Below are 19,548 nucleotides of genomic sequence, written 5' to 3' on the forward strand. Positions count from 1 at the left end.
CATTCGGGCGGCTCATTGCCGTATATTACAAGATTGCCATTTTTGTATTCGCCACATTGACGAAGCCGTTTTCATTATCCCAGAATTCGGCTTCGCTGCAATATGGCAGCACAGCTGCAAGGTCGCTAAAACGCTTTTCGTATCTGCGGTCTCCGTCAAATTCGGCATTGAGCTTGTCAGTGTCGATTATTAAGCCGAGGTCGTCGGTCTTACGGACGAGAACTCCCGTAAAGCTGCTCTTGCCAACACAGTCGAGCCCACCTATAATAGTAAATCTTTTCATATTTTACCTGTTAAATATTACACAGATAAGCAATGAAAACGTCGGGCGTTTTCATGTATATCACGACCTTTCGCGTACATTGCTCAGTCTGCGTGTTTCATTATGGCTTTGAGCAGACCGAGGAAAGCGGAGTGTATGAAGGTACGGACTGCTACAAGGAACTGTCCGCCCATAAATATATATTTAATGTATCCGTAGAAGTTTTCGCCGAAGCTGCCTGTATTCTTCTGCACAAGTGTGTCCATGTAGGGCTCAACGGTGGTATTTCCGAATGTGACGAACTCCACGAATACTGCAAGGAGTATCGCTATGGTAAATCCCAGGTTTAGATTTGCACTGTCAAGACCTGCAAGTCCCGAAAACGGGTGAATATACCTTGTGAACAGCGATGTGAAGCAAAAACACAGCACAGTGCATACAGTCATGCGTATAAAAGGTGAGTCCGCACCGTTTTTTGCAGGGCTCGTGAAGCCGATATACATAAACAAAAGCGAAACAAGGAATACTGTCAGCGAAAGACTGAGATATCCTATTGCTTTTTTCATGGCGTTCACTCCTCTCCGAAAAATAAAAGCCCCCGAACAGCATAAACTGTCCGGGGGCGAAGTTACTCGCGGTACCACCCCGATTTTTCCGTATATACGGAACTCGAGAAGCTGTAACGGGCTGCCCGTCCGCACCTACTGAAAAGCTTCAATGCGGCAACTCCCGAATGTAAGTCTCTGTACGCCGTCATTCCCTTGCACCGTACGGGAACTCTCTGTATCGGGCACTGTACAGGTTTTATTCGTTCACAGTATTTACCTGTTTATCATACCACATCTTTTTTAGCTTGTCAAGAGCCATAAGCAAGATTTTCAGGCAGTTGAGCGGCAATGCTTTTTCCTTTTCTCCGTGTACATATTATCGTCCATTTCGTTGAGGAACTTATCGATAGTGTCTGCACCGCTGAAAAGGCTCTTTCCGATTGAGAAAGACAGCTGATAATCGCTTCTGTCCTCAGCATTGAATTTGCTGAGCTGATTTCTGATGCTCTTTTCGATATTGAGCAGATCGAATTCGCTGTCAGCTTCGGATATGATGATGAATTCATCACCTGCAAAACGAACGGCTACGCTCTTTGACGGCTTTGCACTGCGTATTATCTCTGCGGCATTGATAAGAGCCTTATCTCCTGTTGAATGACCGTACATATCATTTATGCTCTTGAAGAAGTCGATATCTATCATTATACCGCCAACCTGAGCACCTCTGCACGATATATCGGACAGGATATGGTCGAGATAATTACGGTTGTAAAGCTGTGTAAGAGGATCAATGTAGGAAAGCTCGTTCTGTAAACTCATATATGTTCCTGCGAGAGCGATCGCTATGGAACACCATACAAGGGATATGCCGTAGAACAGGAGCTGTGTCGTCGAACCTATTATAATTGGAGTTATAAACATCCATATCGGGAAAAATCTGGCTTTCGGTGAACCTTTATAGTATCTGTGTCTTACAACTACGCTTAGACCAAGATAAAGGAAAACGCTGAAAAAGTAGATATATCCCAGAGGCTGACGATGATACACATTGTTTTCATCAATTGAGAAAAGATAACCCCATTTGAGGTTAGGGATAAGTGCGAGAATAAGTAATACCGATGGTATTGCAAGACGAGTATAGTATTTTTTTAATCGGCTTTTCTGTTTATATAGCCTTAGATCAACGTAAACACACCACATGAATGAAAGAGAGACATTCATAGCGAAAAGAACTGTATTTATGATGGCTGTCAGGGCAGTTGCACCTGCAAAAGTTTTGCCGTCTACCCAGAAGGCAACAGTTTCGCCTAAACAAGCTGCTATTGTAATACCTATCATAGCAGAAAAAACTCTGTCACTCAGCTGTTTGCGCTGACGAACGAGATAACTGCTGATAAGAAGTACGAAGAGTATCGTTACACCTATCAAGTTAGTTACTGTGATAGCTTGTAGATTCATAGAATCCTCCTTCCCCATAGAAGACCATACTCATTATAACACATTATATATATGCAGGCAAGCTTTTAACTAAAAATTTACAAAATGTGCCTAAAATGTTTGGATTTGCAATGATTTTACCATGAATTGTTACTGATTTTAGTTTTTTTCGGTTTGGTACTTGAAATTTGAAAAGGTTTGATATATAATAAGTTATGATGTTTTAACGGGAGGAATAAGTAAATGAGTTTTAAAATCGGATTTGATAACGAAAAATACCTCAAAACACAGTCTGAACACATCAGACAGCGCATCTCACAGTTTGGTGATAAGCTCTATCTTGAATTCGGAGGCAAGCTTTTCGATGATTTCCATGCTTCGAGAGTACTTCCGGGATTTAAGCCCGACAGTAAGCTACAGATGCTTCTTCAGCTTAAAGAAGATGCAGAGATAGTTATCGTCATAAACTCTGACGATATCGAAAAGAACAAGGTCAGAGGCGACCTCGGTATAACATACGATGTAGATGTTATCCGTCTTTTCAATGTTTTTACAAAAATCGGACTTTATGTGAGCAGTGTTGTTCTTACCCGTTATGATGGTCAGCCTACAGCAGACGCTTTCCAGAAGAGACTTGAAGCTCTCGGCATAAAGGTATACCACCATTACAGCATCAAGGGCTATCCTTCAAATCTTCAGTATATCATCAGTGATGAGGGATACGGCCAAAATGATTATATCGTAACGAGCCGCAAACTCGTTGTTATAACAGCTCCCGGACCCGGAAGTGGTAAAATGGCTACCTGTCTTTCACAGCTCTACCATGAGCACAAGAGAGGCGTAAATGCAGGATATGCAAAGTTCGAGACATTCCCCATATGGAACCTTCCTCTCCGTCACCCTGTCAATATCGCTTACGAGGCTGCAACAGCAGACCTTAACGATGTTAATATGATAGATCCTTTCCACCTTGAAGCTTACGGCAAGACTACTGTAAACTACAACCGTGATGTGGAGATATTCCCTGTGCTCAATGCAATGTTTGAGACTATCCTCGGTGAATCTCCGTACAAATCGCCTACGGATATGGGCGTTAATATGGCAGGAAACTGTATCGTTGACGATGAAGCTGTATGCGAAGCAGCCAAGCAGGAGATAGTCCGCCGTTATTATACAGGTATGTGTGATTTTCGTAAGGGACTCATCTCGAATGACGAGGTAATGAAGCTTGAACTTCTTATGAAGCAGGCAAGCGTAACTGTTGAGGACAGAAAAGTGGTTGCAGCTGCTCTTGAAAAGGAAAAGGAAACCGAAGGACCTGCGGCAGCAATGGAACTTCCTGACGGTATTATACTTACAGGACGCACTTCAAATCTTCTCGGTGCAGTATCCGCACTTCTCATAAATGCATTGAAGCATTTTGCAAAGATAGATGATGATATACTCCTTATGTCTCCTCATGTAATCGAGCCTATCATGGCATTAAAGGTAAATCATCTCGGCAACAACAACCCGAGAATGCATACCGATGAAACTCTTATAGCACTTTCTATCTGTGCAAATACAGATGAAAACGCTAAGAAGGCTATGGAGCAGATATCAAAGCTCCGCGGCTGTGAGGTACATTCAACTGTTATACTTTCGGCAGTTGACGAGCGTATCTTCAAGAGACTGGGCATCAACCTTACCTGCGAACCTAAATACGAATCATAATAGAAAAAGAAGCGATCTTATGGTCGCTTCTTTTTTGTAGGGAACGCCGCCCTCGGCGTTCCGAACTTGAAATGGGGTTATAAGATAAAAGCTCCCAAAATATGGGAGCTTATTTTTATTGTTCAGAGAACATCTCTTTGCCGACTCCGCAGAGAGGACATTCAAAATCATCGGGAAGATCTTCAAACTTTGTGCCGGGAGCAATACCGTTTTCGGGAGAACCCTTTTCCTCATCGTATTCCCAGCCGCAAGCGTCACATACGTATACCACATCTACACCTCCTTTGTCAATGATATGCTCCTGCATGGAGCTCTTTTAATATCCCTTTTTACTTTGTTAATTCCCATTATATAGTAATATTGTGAACAAATCAAGGTGGGAAATAAAAATATTTATGTTAAAAGAAGAAAATATGTTCGATACCTTTATTTTTTATAATAAGTGTGTTATAATACTATTTGTACGCATAATGAAAATATCTGTAGTATTTTGAGGAGTACCATATGACCGATAAAATTGTAATTAAAGGCGCAAGAGCCAATAATCTTAAAAATATAGACCTTGAACTGCCGCGTGACCGCCTTATCGTTATGACTGGACTTTCGGGCTCGGGAAAATCCTCCCTTGCCTTTGACACTATCTACGCCGACGGTCAGCGGCGCTACGTTGAGAGCCTTTCATCATACGCAAGAATGTTCCTCGGACAAATGGAAAAGCCCGATGTTGACAGCATCGAGGGACTTTCTCCTGCTATATCCATAGACCAGAAAACAACATCTAAAAATCCTCGTTCCACTGTTGGAACTGTTACCGAGATATACGACTATCTCCGACTTTTATACGCAAGGATAGGCGTTCCGCATTGTCCTGTCTGCGGCAGAGTCATAACACAGCAGACCGTTGACCAGATAGTTGATACCCTTATGGCACTTCCTGTAGGCACTAAGCTCCAGCTTCTTGCTCCTATTGTAAGGAACAGAAAAGGACAGTACGCGAAAGAGCTTGAAAGCGCAAGAAAATCGGGATTTGTCCGTGTCCGCGTTGATGGTATAATGTACGAGCTTACGGAAGAGATAAAGCTGGACAAGAATAAAAAGCACAATATCGAGATAATCGTTGACCGTATAGTTATCAAAGAGGGGATAGAGTCACGTATCGCCGACAGCCTTGAAACTATATTCAGTCTCACAGGCGGACTTGCAATTGCTGACGTTATCGGCGGCGAGGAGATACTTTTCTCTCAGAATTACGCCTGCCCGGAGCATAATATAAGCATAGGCGAGCTTGAACCTGTTATGTTCTCGTTCAATAATCCTGTGGGAGCTTGCCCCAAGTGTACAGGACTTGGAGTTTTCAGACATATTGATCCGGATCTTGTTGTCCCGAACAAGGAGCTTTCTATCGAGGACGGAGCTATAAACGCTTCGGGCTGGAACAGCCTTGACGAGACTTCTATCTCAATGATGTATTACCGCGCTATATCGAAGCAATACGGTGTACCTCTTGATGTACCCGTAAAAGAGCTAAAAAAGGAACAGCTTGATCTTTTCCTGTACGGTACAGGTGACGAGACTCTGGAACTCAACCGCCCAAATTCACTTGGCGGCGGAAGCTACCGTTCGCCATTCGAGGGCGTTATCAATAACCTTGAACGCCGATACAAGGAGACTTCCAGCGAGTGGTCAAGGAACGAGATAGAGGAGTACATGAGTGAGGTGGAGTGTCCTGTCTGCAAGGGAAAGAGACTCCGCGATGAATATCTTGCAGTTACAGTTGGCGATAAAAATATCAGCGAGCTTACCGATCTTTCAGTAAAGGACGGGCTTAAATTCTTCAACGAGCTGAAGCTTTCCGAGCATGACAGCTATGTAGGCGAACGCATAATCAAGGAAATAAAGGAACGTCTCGGATTCCTCGGCAGTGTAGGACTTGAATACCTTACACTTTCCCGTTCTTCGGGTACACTGTCGGGCGGTGAGAGCCAGCGTATCCGCCTTGCAACACAGATCGGCTCGTCACTTGTGGGAGTTCTCTATATCCTTGATGAGCCGAGCATAGGACTGCATCAGCGCGATAACGACAAGCTCATCGCAACTCTGAAAAGGCTGCGCGACTTAGGCAATACCCTTATCGTAGTAGAGCATGATGACGATACCATGCTGTCTGCGGATTATATCGTTGATATCGGTCCCGGAGCAGGCATACACGGCGGAGAAGTGGTATTCGCAGGAACTGTGGACAAGCTGCTGAAATGCAAAAACTCAATTACAGGACAGTACCTCAGCGGCAAAAAGAAGATAGAAGTGCCGAAGAAGCGCAGGAGCGGTAACGGTAAATTCCTTACGGTAAAGGGAGCTTCCGAGCATAACCTGCATAATGTAGATGTGCAGATACCTCTCGGTGAGCTTGTTTGCGTAACAGGTGTGTCGGGTTCGGGAAAATCCTCACTTGTAAACGAGATAATATACAAGCATCTTGCTGCAAAGCTGAACCGTGCAAAAACAAGGTGCGGCGAATTCAGGGAAATGGAAGGAATTGAAAATCTTGACAAGGTAATATGTATCGACCAGTCGCCAATAGGCAGGACTCCCCGTTCAAATCCTGCAACATATACGGGTGTATTCGGCGATATCCGCGAGCTTTTTGCCAAAACTCCCGATGCAAAGGCTCATGGCTATACAAGCGGACGTTTCTCATTCAATGTAAAGGGCGGACGCTGTGAAGCCTGCGAGGGTGACGGCATAATCAAGATAGAGATGCACTTCCTGCCCGATATCTATGTACCCTGCGAGGTCTGCAAGGGAAAGAGATACAACCGCGAGACACTTGATGTACATTACAAGGGAAAGTCGATTTACGATGTACTGGAAATGACTGTTGATGAGGGCGTTGAATTCTTCGAGCATATCCCGAAGATAGCAAGAAAGCTGAAAACCTTGCAGGAAGTGGGACTTGGCTATATTAAAATAGGTCAGCCTGCTACTACTCTTTCGGGCGGTGAGGCTCAGCGTGTAAAGCTGTCGACAGAGCTTTCAAAACGTTCCACAGGTAATACAATCTATATCCTTGACGAGCCTACTACGGGACTTCATACAGCCGATGTCCACAAGCTCATAGATGTACTGCAAAAGCTGACAGATCAGGGCAATACAGTGCTTGTTATCGAGCATAACCTTAACGTCATAAAGGTGGCTGACCATATTATCGACCTCGGACCTGAGGGCGGTGACGGCGGCGGAATGATCGTTGCACAGGGAACTCCCGAGGAAGTCGCAAAGTGCGATAAGTCCTATACAGGACAGTACCTTAAAAGCTATCTCAAGTAAAATAAGAGTATTCTCTCCGCTGTGGAGGGAATACTCTTTTCTTTATCCTTCTATCTGCCGCGCGAGGAACTGTGCTGAAGCGTTTATAAGACTCTTTTGCAGATCTGTGACTTCTTTGCACTTTTCACTTGTGAGGAATGCCACGGCTCCCGAAACATCGCCTGCTGTGATAATAGGCAGTGCGGCTATGGCAGTCCTGTTGACTCCTTCGGCAGGGAAGAAGTTGTTTGTACTTCCGTCGGGACAGAAGAACTGTCCGCGGTTCTCCATAAGCTCTTCAAGCTGACCTGTTACCCGTCTTTCGGCAAATTCCTTACGTGGTACACCTGCGGTGGCAACTACGTGATCTTTGTCGAATATGATAACGGGACAGCCTGCTATTTTATGCATGATATCCGCAACATATCCTGCATTTTCGCTCATTTCGCTTACCGCAGAGTACTTACGGAATATGACTTCGCCTTCACTGTTTGTGTATATTTCAAGCGGGTCGCCCTCGCGTATACGCATGGTGCGCCGTATTTCCTTTGGAATGACGACTCTGCCTAAATCATCTATACGTCTTACGATACCTGTTGCTTTCATAATAAAACCTCCGAAAAAAGTTTGTGGGAATATTTTGTGCAGTGTTTGAAAGATTATTCATTGATGTATTTAAGCCTGATGATATTGCTAAAATAATACGGCGGATTATTACCTCATTATTACTATGTTTTAATGTCAAAAGTGTGCATATGGAATATAATATGTAAACAATATGTTGTGGATATTGACAAAATATTAAGTCTGAGTTATGATCTAATTATGATATAGATTATATTTTTACATGGATCATATCATAATACATTGATGCTTTACGCGAAAGGGTGATATGCATGAAAAAATGGACTAAACGATTTATGGCACTTATAATGTCGGGCTTAATGGCAACAATGCCGCTTTCAGTAACAACAGCAGTGACCGCAGGTGCGGAAGATGCCGTTACAGAAGAAGCTGCTTTTACAGAGCCTGTAGGGGGAGTGTACAACGGTATCATGTGGTCGTTTGATGGAGAAACACTTGTTTTTGAAGCTAAAAGAAATTATTTTATTGTGATGAATAATGAGTCTTCCCCATGGCTGATCTATAAGGATAAAGTGAAAAAAATCATTTTTAAAGAAGGTATTACAGCTATTAATGGATTTCGTGATTATCCTGAGCTTACGGAAGTTTTTATTGGAGATGGTGTAAAAAAGATTACACAAGGTTTTGTGAACTGTACAAAGCTTTCTAAGGTCAATCTCCCTGATTCTTTAACGGAAATGACTGATGCTTTTGACAAGTGTACAAGTCTTGAAAATATAGATATACCTGCGTCAGTTAAAGATGTAGATGTTTGGTCATTTAAAGGTACTCCGTGGCTTGAGAAACAAGAACAACCTGTTATTGTAAATGATATTCTTATAGATGGTCGAAAATGCTCAGGAGATGTTATTATTCCGGACACAGTAAGAGTAATTGGTGACTCGGCGTTTTGGAAAAGTGATATTACTTCAGTGACAATACCTGATTCGGTAGAAAGGATTAAACGTGCTGCTTTTATAGATTGTACGGAACTGACTAAGGTGAAAATGTCAGACTCTGTAAAATATATAGAAGACGATGTCTTTGAGAGATGTGCTAAGTTGGAAGATATTACTTTATCATCTTCGTTGGAAAACATAGGAGGTTATAATTTTGAAGGTACTCTTTGGTTAGAAGCAAGACGCAAAGAAAACCCACTTGTAATTGAAAAAGACATATTGCTTGATGGAAGAACATGTACGGGAGATGTTGAGATTCCTGAGAGTGTTACCATGATAGCAGGTTATGCGTTTTATGAGAACAAAGATATAACTTCTGTTTCAATTCCTGATTCTATAGAAAAACTTGAAAGATTTACATTTGCTTATTGCTCAAATCTGAAAAAAGTTGATCTGCCTGATACGACTGCATTAGGAGGTGGAGATTTTTGTTATTGTTCAAGTCTTGAAAGCATTAATATACCGTCAACAGGCTGGACTATAGACAGTGGAACTTTTTATGGCTGTTTAAGCTTAAAGAAAATAGTATTGCCGAAAAACATTACATATTTTAATAATTCTGCTTTTGAAAATACTTCAATCGAAGAAGTAACTATTCTGAATCCTGATTTACGTATTACAGTAGACGATTTTTTAACGGGAGTTACCATAATAAGCTATTCCGGATCAAAGGTTGAAGAATGGGCAAAGAGAACGGGACATAAGTTTGTGCCTATTGATGATGTACCGCCTGAAACTACCGCCATGACTACTACAGCCACAACAACTACTATCACCACAACGACAACGACAACGACAACAACCACCACAACCACAACAGAAACAACGACCACAGTTACATCAACTGAAACTACTTCGACTACGGCAGAAAAGACAACTGCAACCACATCTGCGTCAACACTTCCGCAGACAGGCTATGCCAAAACATACGGAGCTATAGTTTTGGCAGCTGCACTTATGACGTTTACTGGCACAGCCGTAGTTGTAAAAACACGCAGGAAAGATGAATAGTCAGAGCTGACTGTCAAGCAATTGGATAATGGTTCAAAGCCTCCTTATGCATCATAAGGAGGCTTTTGTATGCATGAAGAGGTATTTTTACTCGTAAAGCTTGCGTTGATACTATACGTGATGATATTTTAGCTGAGAGATATCAGTTTTTTGTGGAAAGTGCAAAAAATACGTCAGGTCTTGAAAAACAGCAATTTTTGTGCTTGCTTTTTTTTATGTCAGCAGTTATAATTAATGTGTACTAAATACGCTGTCGGGCGGTTATTGCTTCGACATTAATTACGGCGTACAGGTTTTTGGAGAATGGTGATCTGCACATGGCGGACATTTTCGTCAAGCGGCAGATCTTAAAAATGTATTATAAGGAGAATAAAGCAATGAATGTATTTGTTACAGGTGGAGCCGGATTTATAGGCTCAAATTTTGTATTCCATATGCTTGATACTTATCCAGATTACAGAATAGTATGTCTTGATAAGCTCACATACGCAGGCAATTTATCAACACTTGAGCCTGTTATGAAGAACCCTAACTTCCGTTTCGTGAAGATAGATATATGCGACAGAGAAGCAATCTACAAGCTTTTCGAGGAAGAAAAGCCTGATATTGTAGTTAACTTCGCAGCAGAGTCCCATGTTGACCGCTCTATCGAGAACCCTGAGATATTCCTTCAGACAAATATCCTCGGTACACAGGTACTTATGGACGCTTGCCGCAAGTACGGCATACAGCGTTATCATCAGGTATCAACAGACGAGGTTTACGGTGATCTCCCACTTGACCGTCCTGACCTTTTCTTTACAGAGACTACACCTATCCACACAAGCAGCCCGTACAGCTCATCAAAGGCTGGTGCTGATCTTCTCGTAATGGCGTACAATCGTACATATGGGCTTCCTGTGACTATCTCACGTTGTTCAAATAACTACGGTCCTTATCACTTCCCCGAGAAGCTGATACCGCTGATGATCGCTAACGCTCTCGCAGACAAGCCGCTTCCTGTGTACGGTGAAGGACTTAATGTGCGTGACTGGCTCTATGTTGAGGATCACTGCCGCGCTATCGACCTTATTATCCATAAGGGCAAGGTCGGCGAAGTATACAACGTAGGCGGACACAACGAGATGAAGAACATCGACATCGTTAAGCTCATATGTAAGGAGCTCGGTAAGCCAGAGAGCCTTATCACACACGTTGAAGATCGTAAGGGACACGATATGCGTTACGCTATCGACCCGACTAAAATTCACAATGAGCTTGGCTGGCTGCCTGAGACAAAGTTCGAGGACGGCATCAAAAAGACAATCAAGTGGTATCTTGAGAACCGTGAGTGGTGGGAAACTATCATCAGCGGCGAGTACCAGAACTACTATGAGAAGATGTACGGAAACCGTGCAGAGGTCTGAACTATAAATAAAAAAGTCAGAGCATACTTTTCAATAATGTTTTTCGGCTTCGTATAATGAAGCTTTGGTCATTTATAATAAAAAGGGAAAGAGGTCAAAGATATGGCAACGATCTTATTAGCAGGGGGAGCAGGATATATCGGCTCACACACAGCAGTTGAACTTTTAAATGCAGGCTACGATGTAGTAGTAGCTGACAATTTTTCAAACAGCTCGGCTGAATCAATAAAACGAGTTGAAAAAATAACAGGCAAGTCCGTAAAGCTCTATGAGCTTGATATCAAGGACAATGCAAAGCTTTCGGAAGTATTCAAGGAAAACAAGATAGATGCAGTCATTCATTTTGCAGGACTTAAAGCTGTTGGCGAGTCTGTACAGAAGCCTGTAATGTATTACCGCAATAACATTGACACAACTCTTTCATTGCTTGAAACAATGGAGCAGTTTAACGTCAAGAACATCATATTCAGTTCATCTGCAACTGTTTATGGCGAAGCAAATCCTGTTCCGTATTTTGAAACAATGCCCCGCGGAGCTTGTACAAATCCTTACGGCTGGACAAAATCAATGATGGAGCAGATATTTGAGGACGCAGCAAAGGCTGATAAGGAGCTTTCCGTTATACTTCTCCGTTACTTCAATCCTATCGGTGCCCATGAGTCGGGAATGATAGGTGAGGATCCCCATGGAATACCTAATAACCTCATGCCTTATGTATCACAGGTGGCAGTGGGAAGAAGAGAATGCCTGACTATATTCGGCAATGATTATCCCACACCTGACGGCACCTGCACCCGTGACTATATCCATGTTGTAGACCTTGCAAAGGGACACGTAAAGGCTATAGACTATATCCTTGCAAATCAGTGCATGGAGATATTCAACCTCGGCACAGGTACTCCTTACAGCGTTACCGAGATAGTTGATACATTTGAGAGAGTAAACGATATCAAGGTAAATCACGTATACGGTCCAAGAAGAGCAGGAGATCTTGCAGAGTGCTACGCAAATGCAGACAAGGCTCTGAAAGTTCTTGGCTGGAAAACAGAAAAAACTCTTGAGGATATGTGCCGCGATTCATGGAACTGGCAGAAAAACAACCCTAACGGCTATAATAAGTAAGGTAAACTCGGGCAATTGCCCGAGTTTTTTATTGTACTTGAATAATTCATAAATATATGGTATACTATTATTATATAGGATATTAAAACTTGGAAAGGCTGAGGATATATGTCGAAAATAATAGATAAACTGAAAAAGCTCAGCTATTCTGAGCTTTTGATAAAGGGATTGTGTGCATTTACAATGCTTATTTACCTGTACTGTGTTATGAGCGTCACGCTTATTGACAGGATACCAGGTATGCGCCGTCATGTGTTCAGACCATTATGGGAAGTGAGCACCATGCTTAAAAGCGGCGATTATCACTACTGGATCGGACAGATAGGCGGAAATGTTATAATGCTGCTTCCCCTTGGATTTATGCTCCCCATTATGTCTGAAAAATTCAGGAGCATCAAGGTAGCTGCTCTGTCGGGCTTCGGTGTATCGGTACTGATCGAGTTTACGCAGTATTATACGGGCAGGGGGTTGTTTGAGTCCGATGATATAATGCATAATACTTTAGGTGCTTGTATCGGCTGTCTGATCTATATTATGTTATCCGACAGACTTGTAAAAAATGAGTATCAATGAGATATAAAAAAGTTACCGCTTCCTGTGTGCAGGGAGCGGTTTAACTTTTGATTAAATAAGGAGTGTGATTTCTTAATCAGATGACATACTGATTATAGCTCATAAACAGTTAATTATCAAGATGATAAATGTCACTTTATCAGTGACAAATGTAACTGCTGATTTGACATTTTCGGAAATCTATAATATAATGTATACTGATATTGTATGTGAAAGGAGCTTTGGCTTGGGCAGTATAAAACGCAGAAAAGGCAAGAGCCGTATAGAATTCCCTGAGGATTACTGCGTAGTCGATATAGAGACTACGGGGCTTGATCCCGAGACCTGCGAGATAATCGAAATAGCGGCAGTCAGATACAGAAACGGCAAAAAATCGGCTGTTTTCAGCACATTTGTAAAGCCCGAGCGGCATATCCCAGAGTTCATAACAGGAATGACAGGGATAGATGATACAATGGTTGAAAATGCTCCCGACATAAAAACTGCCATACTTGACTTTTATAACTTTGCAGGAAGCGATATGCTCATGGGTTATAACGTTAATTTCGATATCAACTTCCTCTATGACAATCTGCTGAGATGTCATGGCATATACTTGCAGAATGATTTTGTTGATGTGCTGAGGTTTTCGAGAAAAGTCCTTACACTTCTGCCCGACCGCCGTCAGACCACCGTTGCCGCACATTACGGTATAGAGATAGCAGGTGCGCACAGAGCTGCAAGAGACTGCGAGATATGCAATGCCTGTTACATATGCCTGCGTGATGAGATGCGCAGACAGGAGGCAATGTAATGACGGTAAAGAAGATGAAGGACAGGCTCATTGAGTACGCAAATGAGCGTTACGGCACAAAGCCCGAATACCTGTGGGCAAAGACTCCCGATTGCGCAGTGTTTCGATGTGAGACAAATGATAAATGGTATGGCATAATAATGTGCGTAGACGGCAGCAAGCTGGGACTTGCCAAGGGTGTCAGCTATGATATCGTAAACGTGAAGTGCAGCCCGCTTATGACAGGCTCGCTTCTTGCTATTAAAGGCATATATCCTGCATATCATATGCAGAAGGAGAGCTGGGTAACAGTGCTCCTTGACGGAACTGTCAGTGAGGAGCAGGTTTTCTCCCTGCTTGATATGAGCTATGAGCTTATAAAGCAGAGCGGCGGCAGCCACAGACTGAGGACTGATACTAAAGAGTGGCTCATACCAGCATCGCCTGCCATGTACGATGTGGAGCAGGACTTTCGGCGTGACGGCATGATTCTCTGGAAACAGACCGCAAACTTCATTGTGGGAGATATCATCTATATGTATATGGCTGCGCCTGTATCTGCCATAATGTATAAATGCGAGGCTGTTGAGGTGGATATACCGTATAAGTACGATAATGGTGATTACCACATCAGAAAGGCTATGAAGCTGAAGCTTCTGTGCCGCTTTAAAAAAGAGGATATGCCTCTGACGGCTATGAAGGAGCTTGGAGCAAAAGCCGTGCGCGGTCCGAGAGGAGTACCGCCTGCACTCAGCCGACAGCTTAAAGAACTGTGCAAAAAGGTCGGCAAATGATAGTACATAAGCTGTAAAACAACGTATTTACGCAGTAAAAGCCGTGCTATTGATTTATTTTCGCAACTATGCTATAATATTCATTGTAAGTCTTATTTTATTTTTCCGTTTTTTGACAGGAGGAACTTTATGCTTAATGCTGATCTGAAGGAATTTCAACTGACTTCTGATTTTGATGAGCTTGTGATCTCGGCTGTACTGGCAGTGCCCTCGGGAGATATAAACGGCATTGTACAGATAGTTCACGATATGAACGAGCACAAGGAGAGATACTATCCCTTTATGGATTACCTTGCTGAGCAGGGATTTATAACAGTGATACATGATAACCGCGGTCACGGCGGAAGCATAATGGAAGCTGATGATATCGGCTTCATGTTCAGAAAAGGCGGCGAAGGCTTTGTAAGTGATATCGCCCAGATAAATAAACGCATAAGAGCAGCATATCCTAATACGCCTGTCTTTATGGTGGCAAGCGGTCTGGGAGCTTCGGGCGCAAAGTGCTTCATCAAGGGATACGATGACTGCATAGACGGTCTTGTACTCCTCGGAAGCCTGTATTACAGTCCATTTTCACCTGTAACAAGAGTGATAAATTCCGTGGCGTCAAAGCGTCCCGGAAGCCGTTTCAGAAGCGAGAAGATATTCGACACTATTGATGACTGTCTGGGAAAATTCTTTGAAGATCCCATAAATTCATGGAGATGCAGCGATCCCGATGTGGTACTTGCATTTAATGAGGATCAGCTCTGCAACTTCAAGCCCACACTCAACGGCTATCAGGAAATGCTGTGGATAATGAGAAACTCTCAGTCGGGGACAGGTTGGCAACTGAAAAATCCAAAGCTTCCCATACGTTTCATATCGGGTAAGGAAGATATGGCAATGGTATCGGAGAAGAAATTCATGAAACTGGTATCAAAACTGGAAAAAGTAGGATATGACAGCATATCCCACAGACTGTTCGACAATATGCGCCATGATGTCCTCATGGAGAAGAACAGCATAAACGTTCATAAGGATATAGCAAAAACTCTGTTTTCGTGGCTTGACCGCTGGAACGAGGAGCGTCTTGAGGCAGCAGCAGAGGTCGCAGCCGAAGTCGCAGCAGTAACAGCAGCCGAGGAAGCACCTGCACAGCAGGAAAACGAAGAAACAGTAAATGAATAAATGACGATCTACAGGACCGCGGCAGTACCGACGGTCCTTATATCGTAAAATGAAAGGATCAATTATGGATATCAACAAGACACTGGCAAAAGAATTCGGACTAAAACAGGAACAGGTAGACAATACAGTCGCACTTATCGATGACGATAAGACCATACCGTTTATAGCACGTTACCGTAAGGAACTGACAGGCTCTCTCGATGACCAGATACTCCGTGAGCTGTATGACAGACTCATGTATCTGCGCAACCTTGAAAAGCGCAAGGAAGAGGTAACAAATGCCATTACAGAGCAGGAGAAGATGACTCCCGAGATAGAGGCTGCTATCAGTGCAGCTGTTACACTTGTGGAGGTAGAGGACATCTATCGTCCGTTCAAGCCAAAGCGTCGTACCCGTGCAAGTATTGCCCGTGAAAACGGACTCGAACCACTTGCTGTACTTATCATGGCTCAGGAGAATTCCACAGAGCCTGAGAAGGAAGCTGAGGCATATATAGACGAAGAGAAGAAGATAACCGACGCTCAGACTGCATTGCAGGGAGCTATGGACATCATCGCAGAGGATATCTCCGATGATGCCGATATCAGAAAGAAGCTCCGTGCCCTTGCAGGTGAAAAGGGCGAGCTTGTTTCAAAGGCTTCCGACCCTGAGACTGAGAGCGTATACATGAATTATTATGAGTACTCCGAGGCTATCCCTAAGGTTGCCAACCACCGTGTCCTTGCACTTGACAGAGGTGAGAAGGAGGGCTTCCTCAAGGTAGCTGTAACTCTTGACGAGACTATGGCTACAGACGTTATCTTCGGCAAGTACATCAAGGCAAACAATGCCTGCGGAGAGCTTGTGAGAGCAGCTGCCGCAGACAGCTACAAGAGACTTATATTCCCGTCTATCGAGCGTGAGATACGTTCAGAGATGAGTGCAAAGGCTGCCGAGGACTCCATAAAGGTATTCGCAGCAAATCTCCGTCAGATGCTTCTCCAGCCGCCGCTCAAGAGCAGCATTATCCTCGGACTTGACCCGGGATATGCACACGGCTGCAAGACCGCAGTTATCGACGGTACAGGCAAGGTGCTGGACACAGCTATCATCTATCCTGTCGGCTCGGCAGGAGCTGTTGAGGCTGCAAAGAAAAAGGTAAAGGAATTTATCCAGAAATATAACGTAAACGTTATCTCTATCGGAAACGGTACAGCTTCACGCGAGACTGAGAGCTTTGCTGCTGAGATAGCAAAGGAAGTACCGCAGGACGTAAGCTACATGGTAGTAAGCGAGGCAGGAGCTTCAGTATACTCAGCATCTAAGGTAGCTGCTGAGGAGTTCCCAGAGTATGACGTTTCTATCAGAGGAGCTATCTCCATTGCACGCCGTTTGCAGGATCCGCTCGCAGAGCTTGTAAAGATAGACCCTAAGGCTATCGGTGTAGGACAGTATCAGCACGATATGCCGCAGGCAAGAATGAGCGAAGCTCTCGGCGGCGTTGTCGAGGACTGTGTTAACTCCGTCGGAGTTGATCTCAATACAGCTTCACATTCACTTCTTTCATATATTGCAGGTATCAATGCCACAGTTGCAAAGAATATCGTAACATACCGTGAGGAGAACGGAAAGTTCACAGACCGTAAGGAGCTCCTCAAAGTACCGAAGCTTGGCAAGAAGGCTTTCGAGCAGTGCGCAGGCTTCCTGAGAGTACGTGACGGTAAAAATCCTCTTGACAATACAGCTGTTCATCCTGAGAGCTACGAAGCAGCTTCTTCACTGCTCAGCGAGTGCGGATTTACTCTTGCTGATATCGCAGGCAGCGGAGCTGAGGGCATCACAGAAAAGGCTGACAGCATAGGTCTTGAAAATATCAGCAAAAATCTCGGCATAGGTGTTCCTACGCTTACAGATATCATCGGCGAGCTTAAAAAGCCCGGTCGTGACCTTCGTGACGAGCTCCCCGCACCTCTTCTCAGAAGCGGCGATATCATGGAGATAAAGGACTTGAAGCCGGGTATGGAGCTTGTTGGTACAGTCCGCAATATCATAGATTTCGGCTGCTTTGTGGACATCGGCGTACACGAGGACGGACTTGTTCATGTTTCTCAGATTTGCAGCCGCTACATCAAGCACCCTCTCGAAGCTGTAAAGGTCGGCGAGGTAGTAAAGGTAAGAGTTCTTGACGTTGACCTCAAGAGAAACCGTATCTCACTTACTATGCGTCTTAACGACGAGGAGGAGAAGAAGCAGCAGAAGTCCGAGCGCAGACCTAATAATAACAACAGAAAGCGTGAGGATCGCAAGCCAAAGGGTTTTGATGCTTCACAGCTCCGCAACAGCAGTTTCCGTATCAAGCAGAAATAAGGAGAGACAGGTATGGCTTTCAGAACCGAGGAAAAGGAAATAAAATGTGCTGTCTGCGGTGAAGTATCTGCTCAGACAGTCGTAGCTGAATTTGATCCCGATACAAGTGTGCCTGACCTTGATATGCGTCCCGATGAAGAGCATCGCACGTACCTGAAATACTGGGTGAGCGAGTGCCCTCACTGCGGCTACTGCAATGCTTCAACAGATATACCCGTGCGTTTTACAAAGGAGTTCCTTGAAAGCGATAAGTATAAGAATGTTGGCGGCAGCGGACTTGCCGAAAAGTTTATGAAAATGTCTCTTGTCTGCGAAAAGAACAAGGTGTATGAGGAAGCTCTGAAAGCTTGTTTGTATGCTGCGTGGTACTATGATGACGAGAATGACGGCGAAAAGGCTGCGGAGTGCCGCAGAGCCGCACTGAAAATATTCGACCTGCATAAGCAGGAATTTGCAGATAAGCCCGATTATGTACTGCTTGCAGCTGACCTTATGCGCAGAAGCGGCGACTATGAAAGAGTTATCCGTGAGTATAAAGGCAGACTGTTCCCGTCACGACTGATAATGGCTCTTGCTGCATTTGAGGTGGAGCTTGCCGAAAATTGCGACAGCTTATGCCATAAAGCAGACGAAGCAAAAGGCGTAGCACTTAAATAAGCCGCACTATGACCGCAATGCTTATATAGAATTTTAGCCCCGAGCAAAAGCCTCGGGGCTTGATGTTTTTATTGCTTATGATAGTGATTAGTTGTTAGTGCTTAGTGATTAGTTTTTTCTTATACCGTTGATAATTGCAATTCTAAGCACTATGCACTACTCACTATTCACTCAAATCAAAATTCAGCTTTGCTGAATTTTGATTTAGTTAGGCTTTTGTGATGAATGACATTGACAAGGCGGAGAAATAGTGTTATAATCTGTATGAATATTGAATGATAGCAACGGAGGTAACAAAATGAAAAGATTTGCAGCTATTGTGGTTGCATTAACAGCAGCTTCCTGTGTTTTTACAGGCTGCGAGCCTAAGAAAAAAGATATAAAAAGCAAAAATGTAACTCAGCAGAACAGCGATTCATACGAAAGTGCCATAAAGGAATGTTTTGATGCCATGAATTCTGAAGGCGGCGGAAAAGCGTTCTATTCGTATATGTATCCAAATGCTGCACTTGATGCAATGAAGCAGAGCGGCGAATTCGATAACCTTGTGAAAACATTCAACGATTCACAGGCTGAAATAAATAAAAACAGCAGTGATAAGTACACATATGCAGGAGTCAAGGAAGCAAAGGAACTCAGTGAGAAGCAGGTATCGGGCGCAAAGTCTTATTTTGTTGAACTCAGTTCACCCTATGTGCCTGACCTCAAGGAAGATGCTCTGGATATAAAGGAAGGCTACGAAGTTACATACAGCTACAAGAAAAACGACGAAGATGCAGGCGATGAGACTGTTATAGTAGTTAGTCTGAACAACGAAGGCTGGAAGGTAATTACACGCTGACGGAGG

At 43.7% G+C, this 19,548-nt stretch carries 17 protein-coding genes and 1 other annotated feature; of the genes, 12 read left to right on the forward strand and 5 right to left on the reverse strand.

The window, feature by feature from the left end:
- Positions 1–25 precede the first annotated feature (25 nt).
- The 3 genes from QZZ41_RS10140 to QZZ41_RS10150 form a co-directional block, all read right to left on the reverse strand.
- The gene (locus QZZ41_RS10140; RefSeq protein WP_295071363.1) at positions 26–283 is read right to left on the reverse strand and encodes a hypothetical protein; all 258 of its coding nucleotides are present in this window, start codon (positions 281–283) and stop codon (positions 26–28) included.
- Between the two features lie 83 nt (positions 284–366).
- Positions 367–828 carry a hypothetical protein gene (locus QZZ41_RS10145; protein ID WP_295071365.1) on the reverse strand — a complete coding sequence of 154 codons (462 nt, stop codon included), beginning with the start codon at positions 826–828 and terminating at the stop codon, positions 367–369.
- 49 nt (positions 829–877) lie between these two features.
- Positions 878–1,087, reverse strand: a binding site (T-box leader).
- Positions 1,088–1,140: 53 nt separating this feature from the next.
- Entirely contained in the window at positions 1,141–2,268 is a 1,128-nt protein-coding gene (locus tag QZZ41_RS10150) for a GGDEF domain-containing protein (protein ID WP_295071368.1), read from the reverse strand.
- Positions 2,269–2,490: 222 nt separating this feature from the next.
- Between QZZ41_RS10150 and QZZ41_RS10155 the strand changes: the two genes are divergently transcribed.
- Positions 2,491–3,960, forward strand: coding sequence for a DUF1846 domain-containing protein (locus QZZ41_RS10155; protein ID WP_295071371.1), 1,470 nt, complete (start codon positions 2,491–2,493; stop codon positions 3,958–3,960).
- Between the two features lie 115 nt (positions 3,961–4,075).
- Here the strand turns inward: QZZ41_RS10155 and QZZ41_RS10160 are convergent, their stop codons facing one another.
- Positions 4,076–4,231, reverse strand: coding sequence for a rubredoxin (locus QZZ41_RS10160; protein ID WP_295071374.1), 156 nt, complete (start codon positions 4,229–4,231; stop codon positions 4,076–4,078).
- Positions 4,232–4,464: 233 nt separating this feature from the next.
- Between QZZ41_RS10160 and uvrA the strand changes: the two genes are divergently transcribed.
- Positions 4,465–7,287: an excinuclease ABC subunit UvrA gene (gene uvrA, locus QZZ41_RS10165; protein WP_295071379.1), complete on the forward strand. Its 2,823-nt coding sequence runs from the start codon at positions 4,465–4,467 to the stop codon at positions 7,285–7,287.
- Between the two features lie 42 nt (positions 7,288–7,329).
- Here uvrA and QZZ41_RS10170 read toward each other — a convergent pair whose 3' ends face one another.
- On the reverse strand, positions 7,330–7,872 hold the full coding sequence (locus QZZ41_RS10170) for a stage V sporulation T C-terminal domain-containing protein (protein ID WP_295071384.1): 543 nt from the start codon (positions 7,870–7,872) through the stop codon (positions 7,330–7,332).
- Positions 7,873–8,162: 290 nt separating this feature from the next.
- On the opposite strand from QZZ41_RS10170, the gene QZZ41_RS10175 reads away from it, so the two are divergent.
- From QZZ41_RS10175 to QZZ41_RS10220, 10 genes are all read left to right on the forward strand, one after another.
- A complete protein-coding gene (locus QZZ41_RS10175; protein ID WP_295071388.1) occupies positions 8,163–9,860 on the forward strand; it encodes a leucine-rich repeat protein in 1,698 nt (565 codons plus the stop codon).
- Between the two features lie 377 nt (positions 9,861–10,237).
- On the forward strand, positions 10,238–11,266 hold the full coding sequence (rfbB, locus tag QZZ41_RS10180) for a dTDP-glucose 4,6-dehydratase (protein ID WP_074714332.1): 1,029 nt from the start codon (positions 10,238–10,240) through the stop codon (positions 11,264–11,266).
- Positions 11,267–11,368: 102 nt separating this feature from the next.
- Complete coding sequence (galE, locus tag QZZ41_RS10185) at positions 11,369–12,388, forward strand: UDP-glucose 4-epimerase GalE (RefSeq protein ID WP_295071393.1); 1,020 nt, start codon at positions 11,369–11,371, stop codon at positions 12,386–12,388.
- 108 nt (positions 12,389–12,496) lie between these two features.
- Positions 12,497–12,961: a VanZ family protein gene (locus QZZ41_RS10190; RefSeq protein WP_295071396.1), complete on the forward strand. Its 465-nt coding sequence runs from the start codon at positions 12,497–12,499 to the stop codon at positions 12,959–12,961.
- Positions 12,962–13,187: 226 nt separating this feature from the next.
- A complete protein-coding gene (locus tag QZZ41_RS10195) occupies positions 13,188–13,754 on the forward strand; it encodes a PolC-type DNA polymerase III (protein ID WP_295071399.1) in 567 nt (188 codons plus the stop codon).
- The gene (locus tag QZZ41_RS10200; RefSeq protein WP_295071401.1) at positions 13,754–14,527 is read left to right on the forward strand and encodes an MmcQ/YjbR family DNA-binding protein; all 774 of its coding nucleotides are present in this window, start codon (positions 13,754–13,756) and stop codon (positions 14,525–14,527) included. The genes QZZ41_RS10195 and QZZ41_RS10200 overlap by 1 nt, the downstream gene beginning before the upstream one ends.
- A gap of 129 nt (positions 14,528–14,656) precedes the next feature.
- Positions 14,657–15,697, forward strand: a complete 1,041-nt coding sequence (locus tag QZZ41_RS10205) for an alpha/beta hydrolase (RefSeq protein ID WP_295071403.1) — start codon at positions 14,657–14,659, stop codon at positions 15,695–15,697.
- 64 nt (positions 15,698–15,761) lie between these two features.
- Complete coding sequence (locus QZZ41_RS10210; protein ID WP_295071406.1) at positions 15,762–18,044, forward strand: Tex family protein; 2,283 nt, start codon at positions 15,762–15,764, stop codon at positions 18,042–18,044.
- A 12-nt stretch (positions 18,045–18,056) separates the two neighbouring features.
- Positions 18,057–18,701, forward strand: a complete 645-nt coding sequence (locus QZZ41_RS10215; protein WP_295071409.1) for a DUF2225 domain-containing protein — start codon at positions 18,057–18,059, stop codon at positions 18,699–18,701.
- Between the two features lie 298 nt (positions 18,702–18,999).
- Complete coding sequence (locus QZZ41_RS10220) at positions 19,000–19,542, forward strand: hypothetical protein (protein WP_295071412.1); 543 nt, start codon at positions 19,000–19,002, stop codon at positions 19,540–19,542.
- Positions 19,543–19,548: the final 6 nt, after the last annotated feature.

This window comes from Ruminococcus sp. (assembly GCF_016283395.1).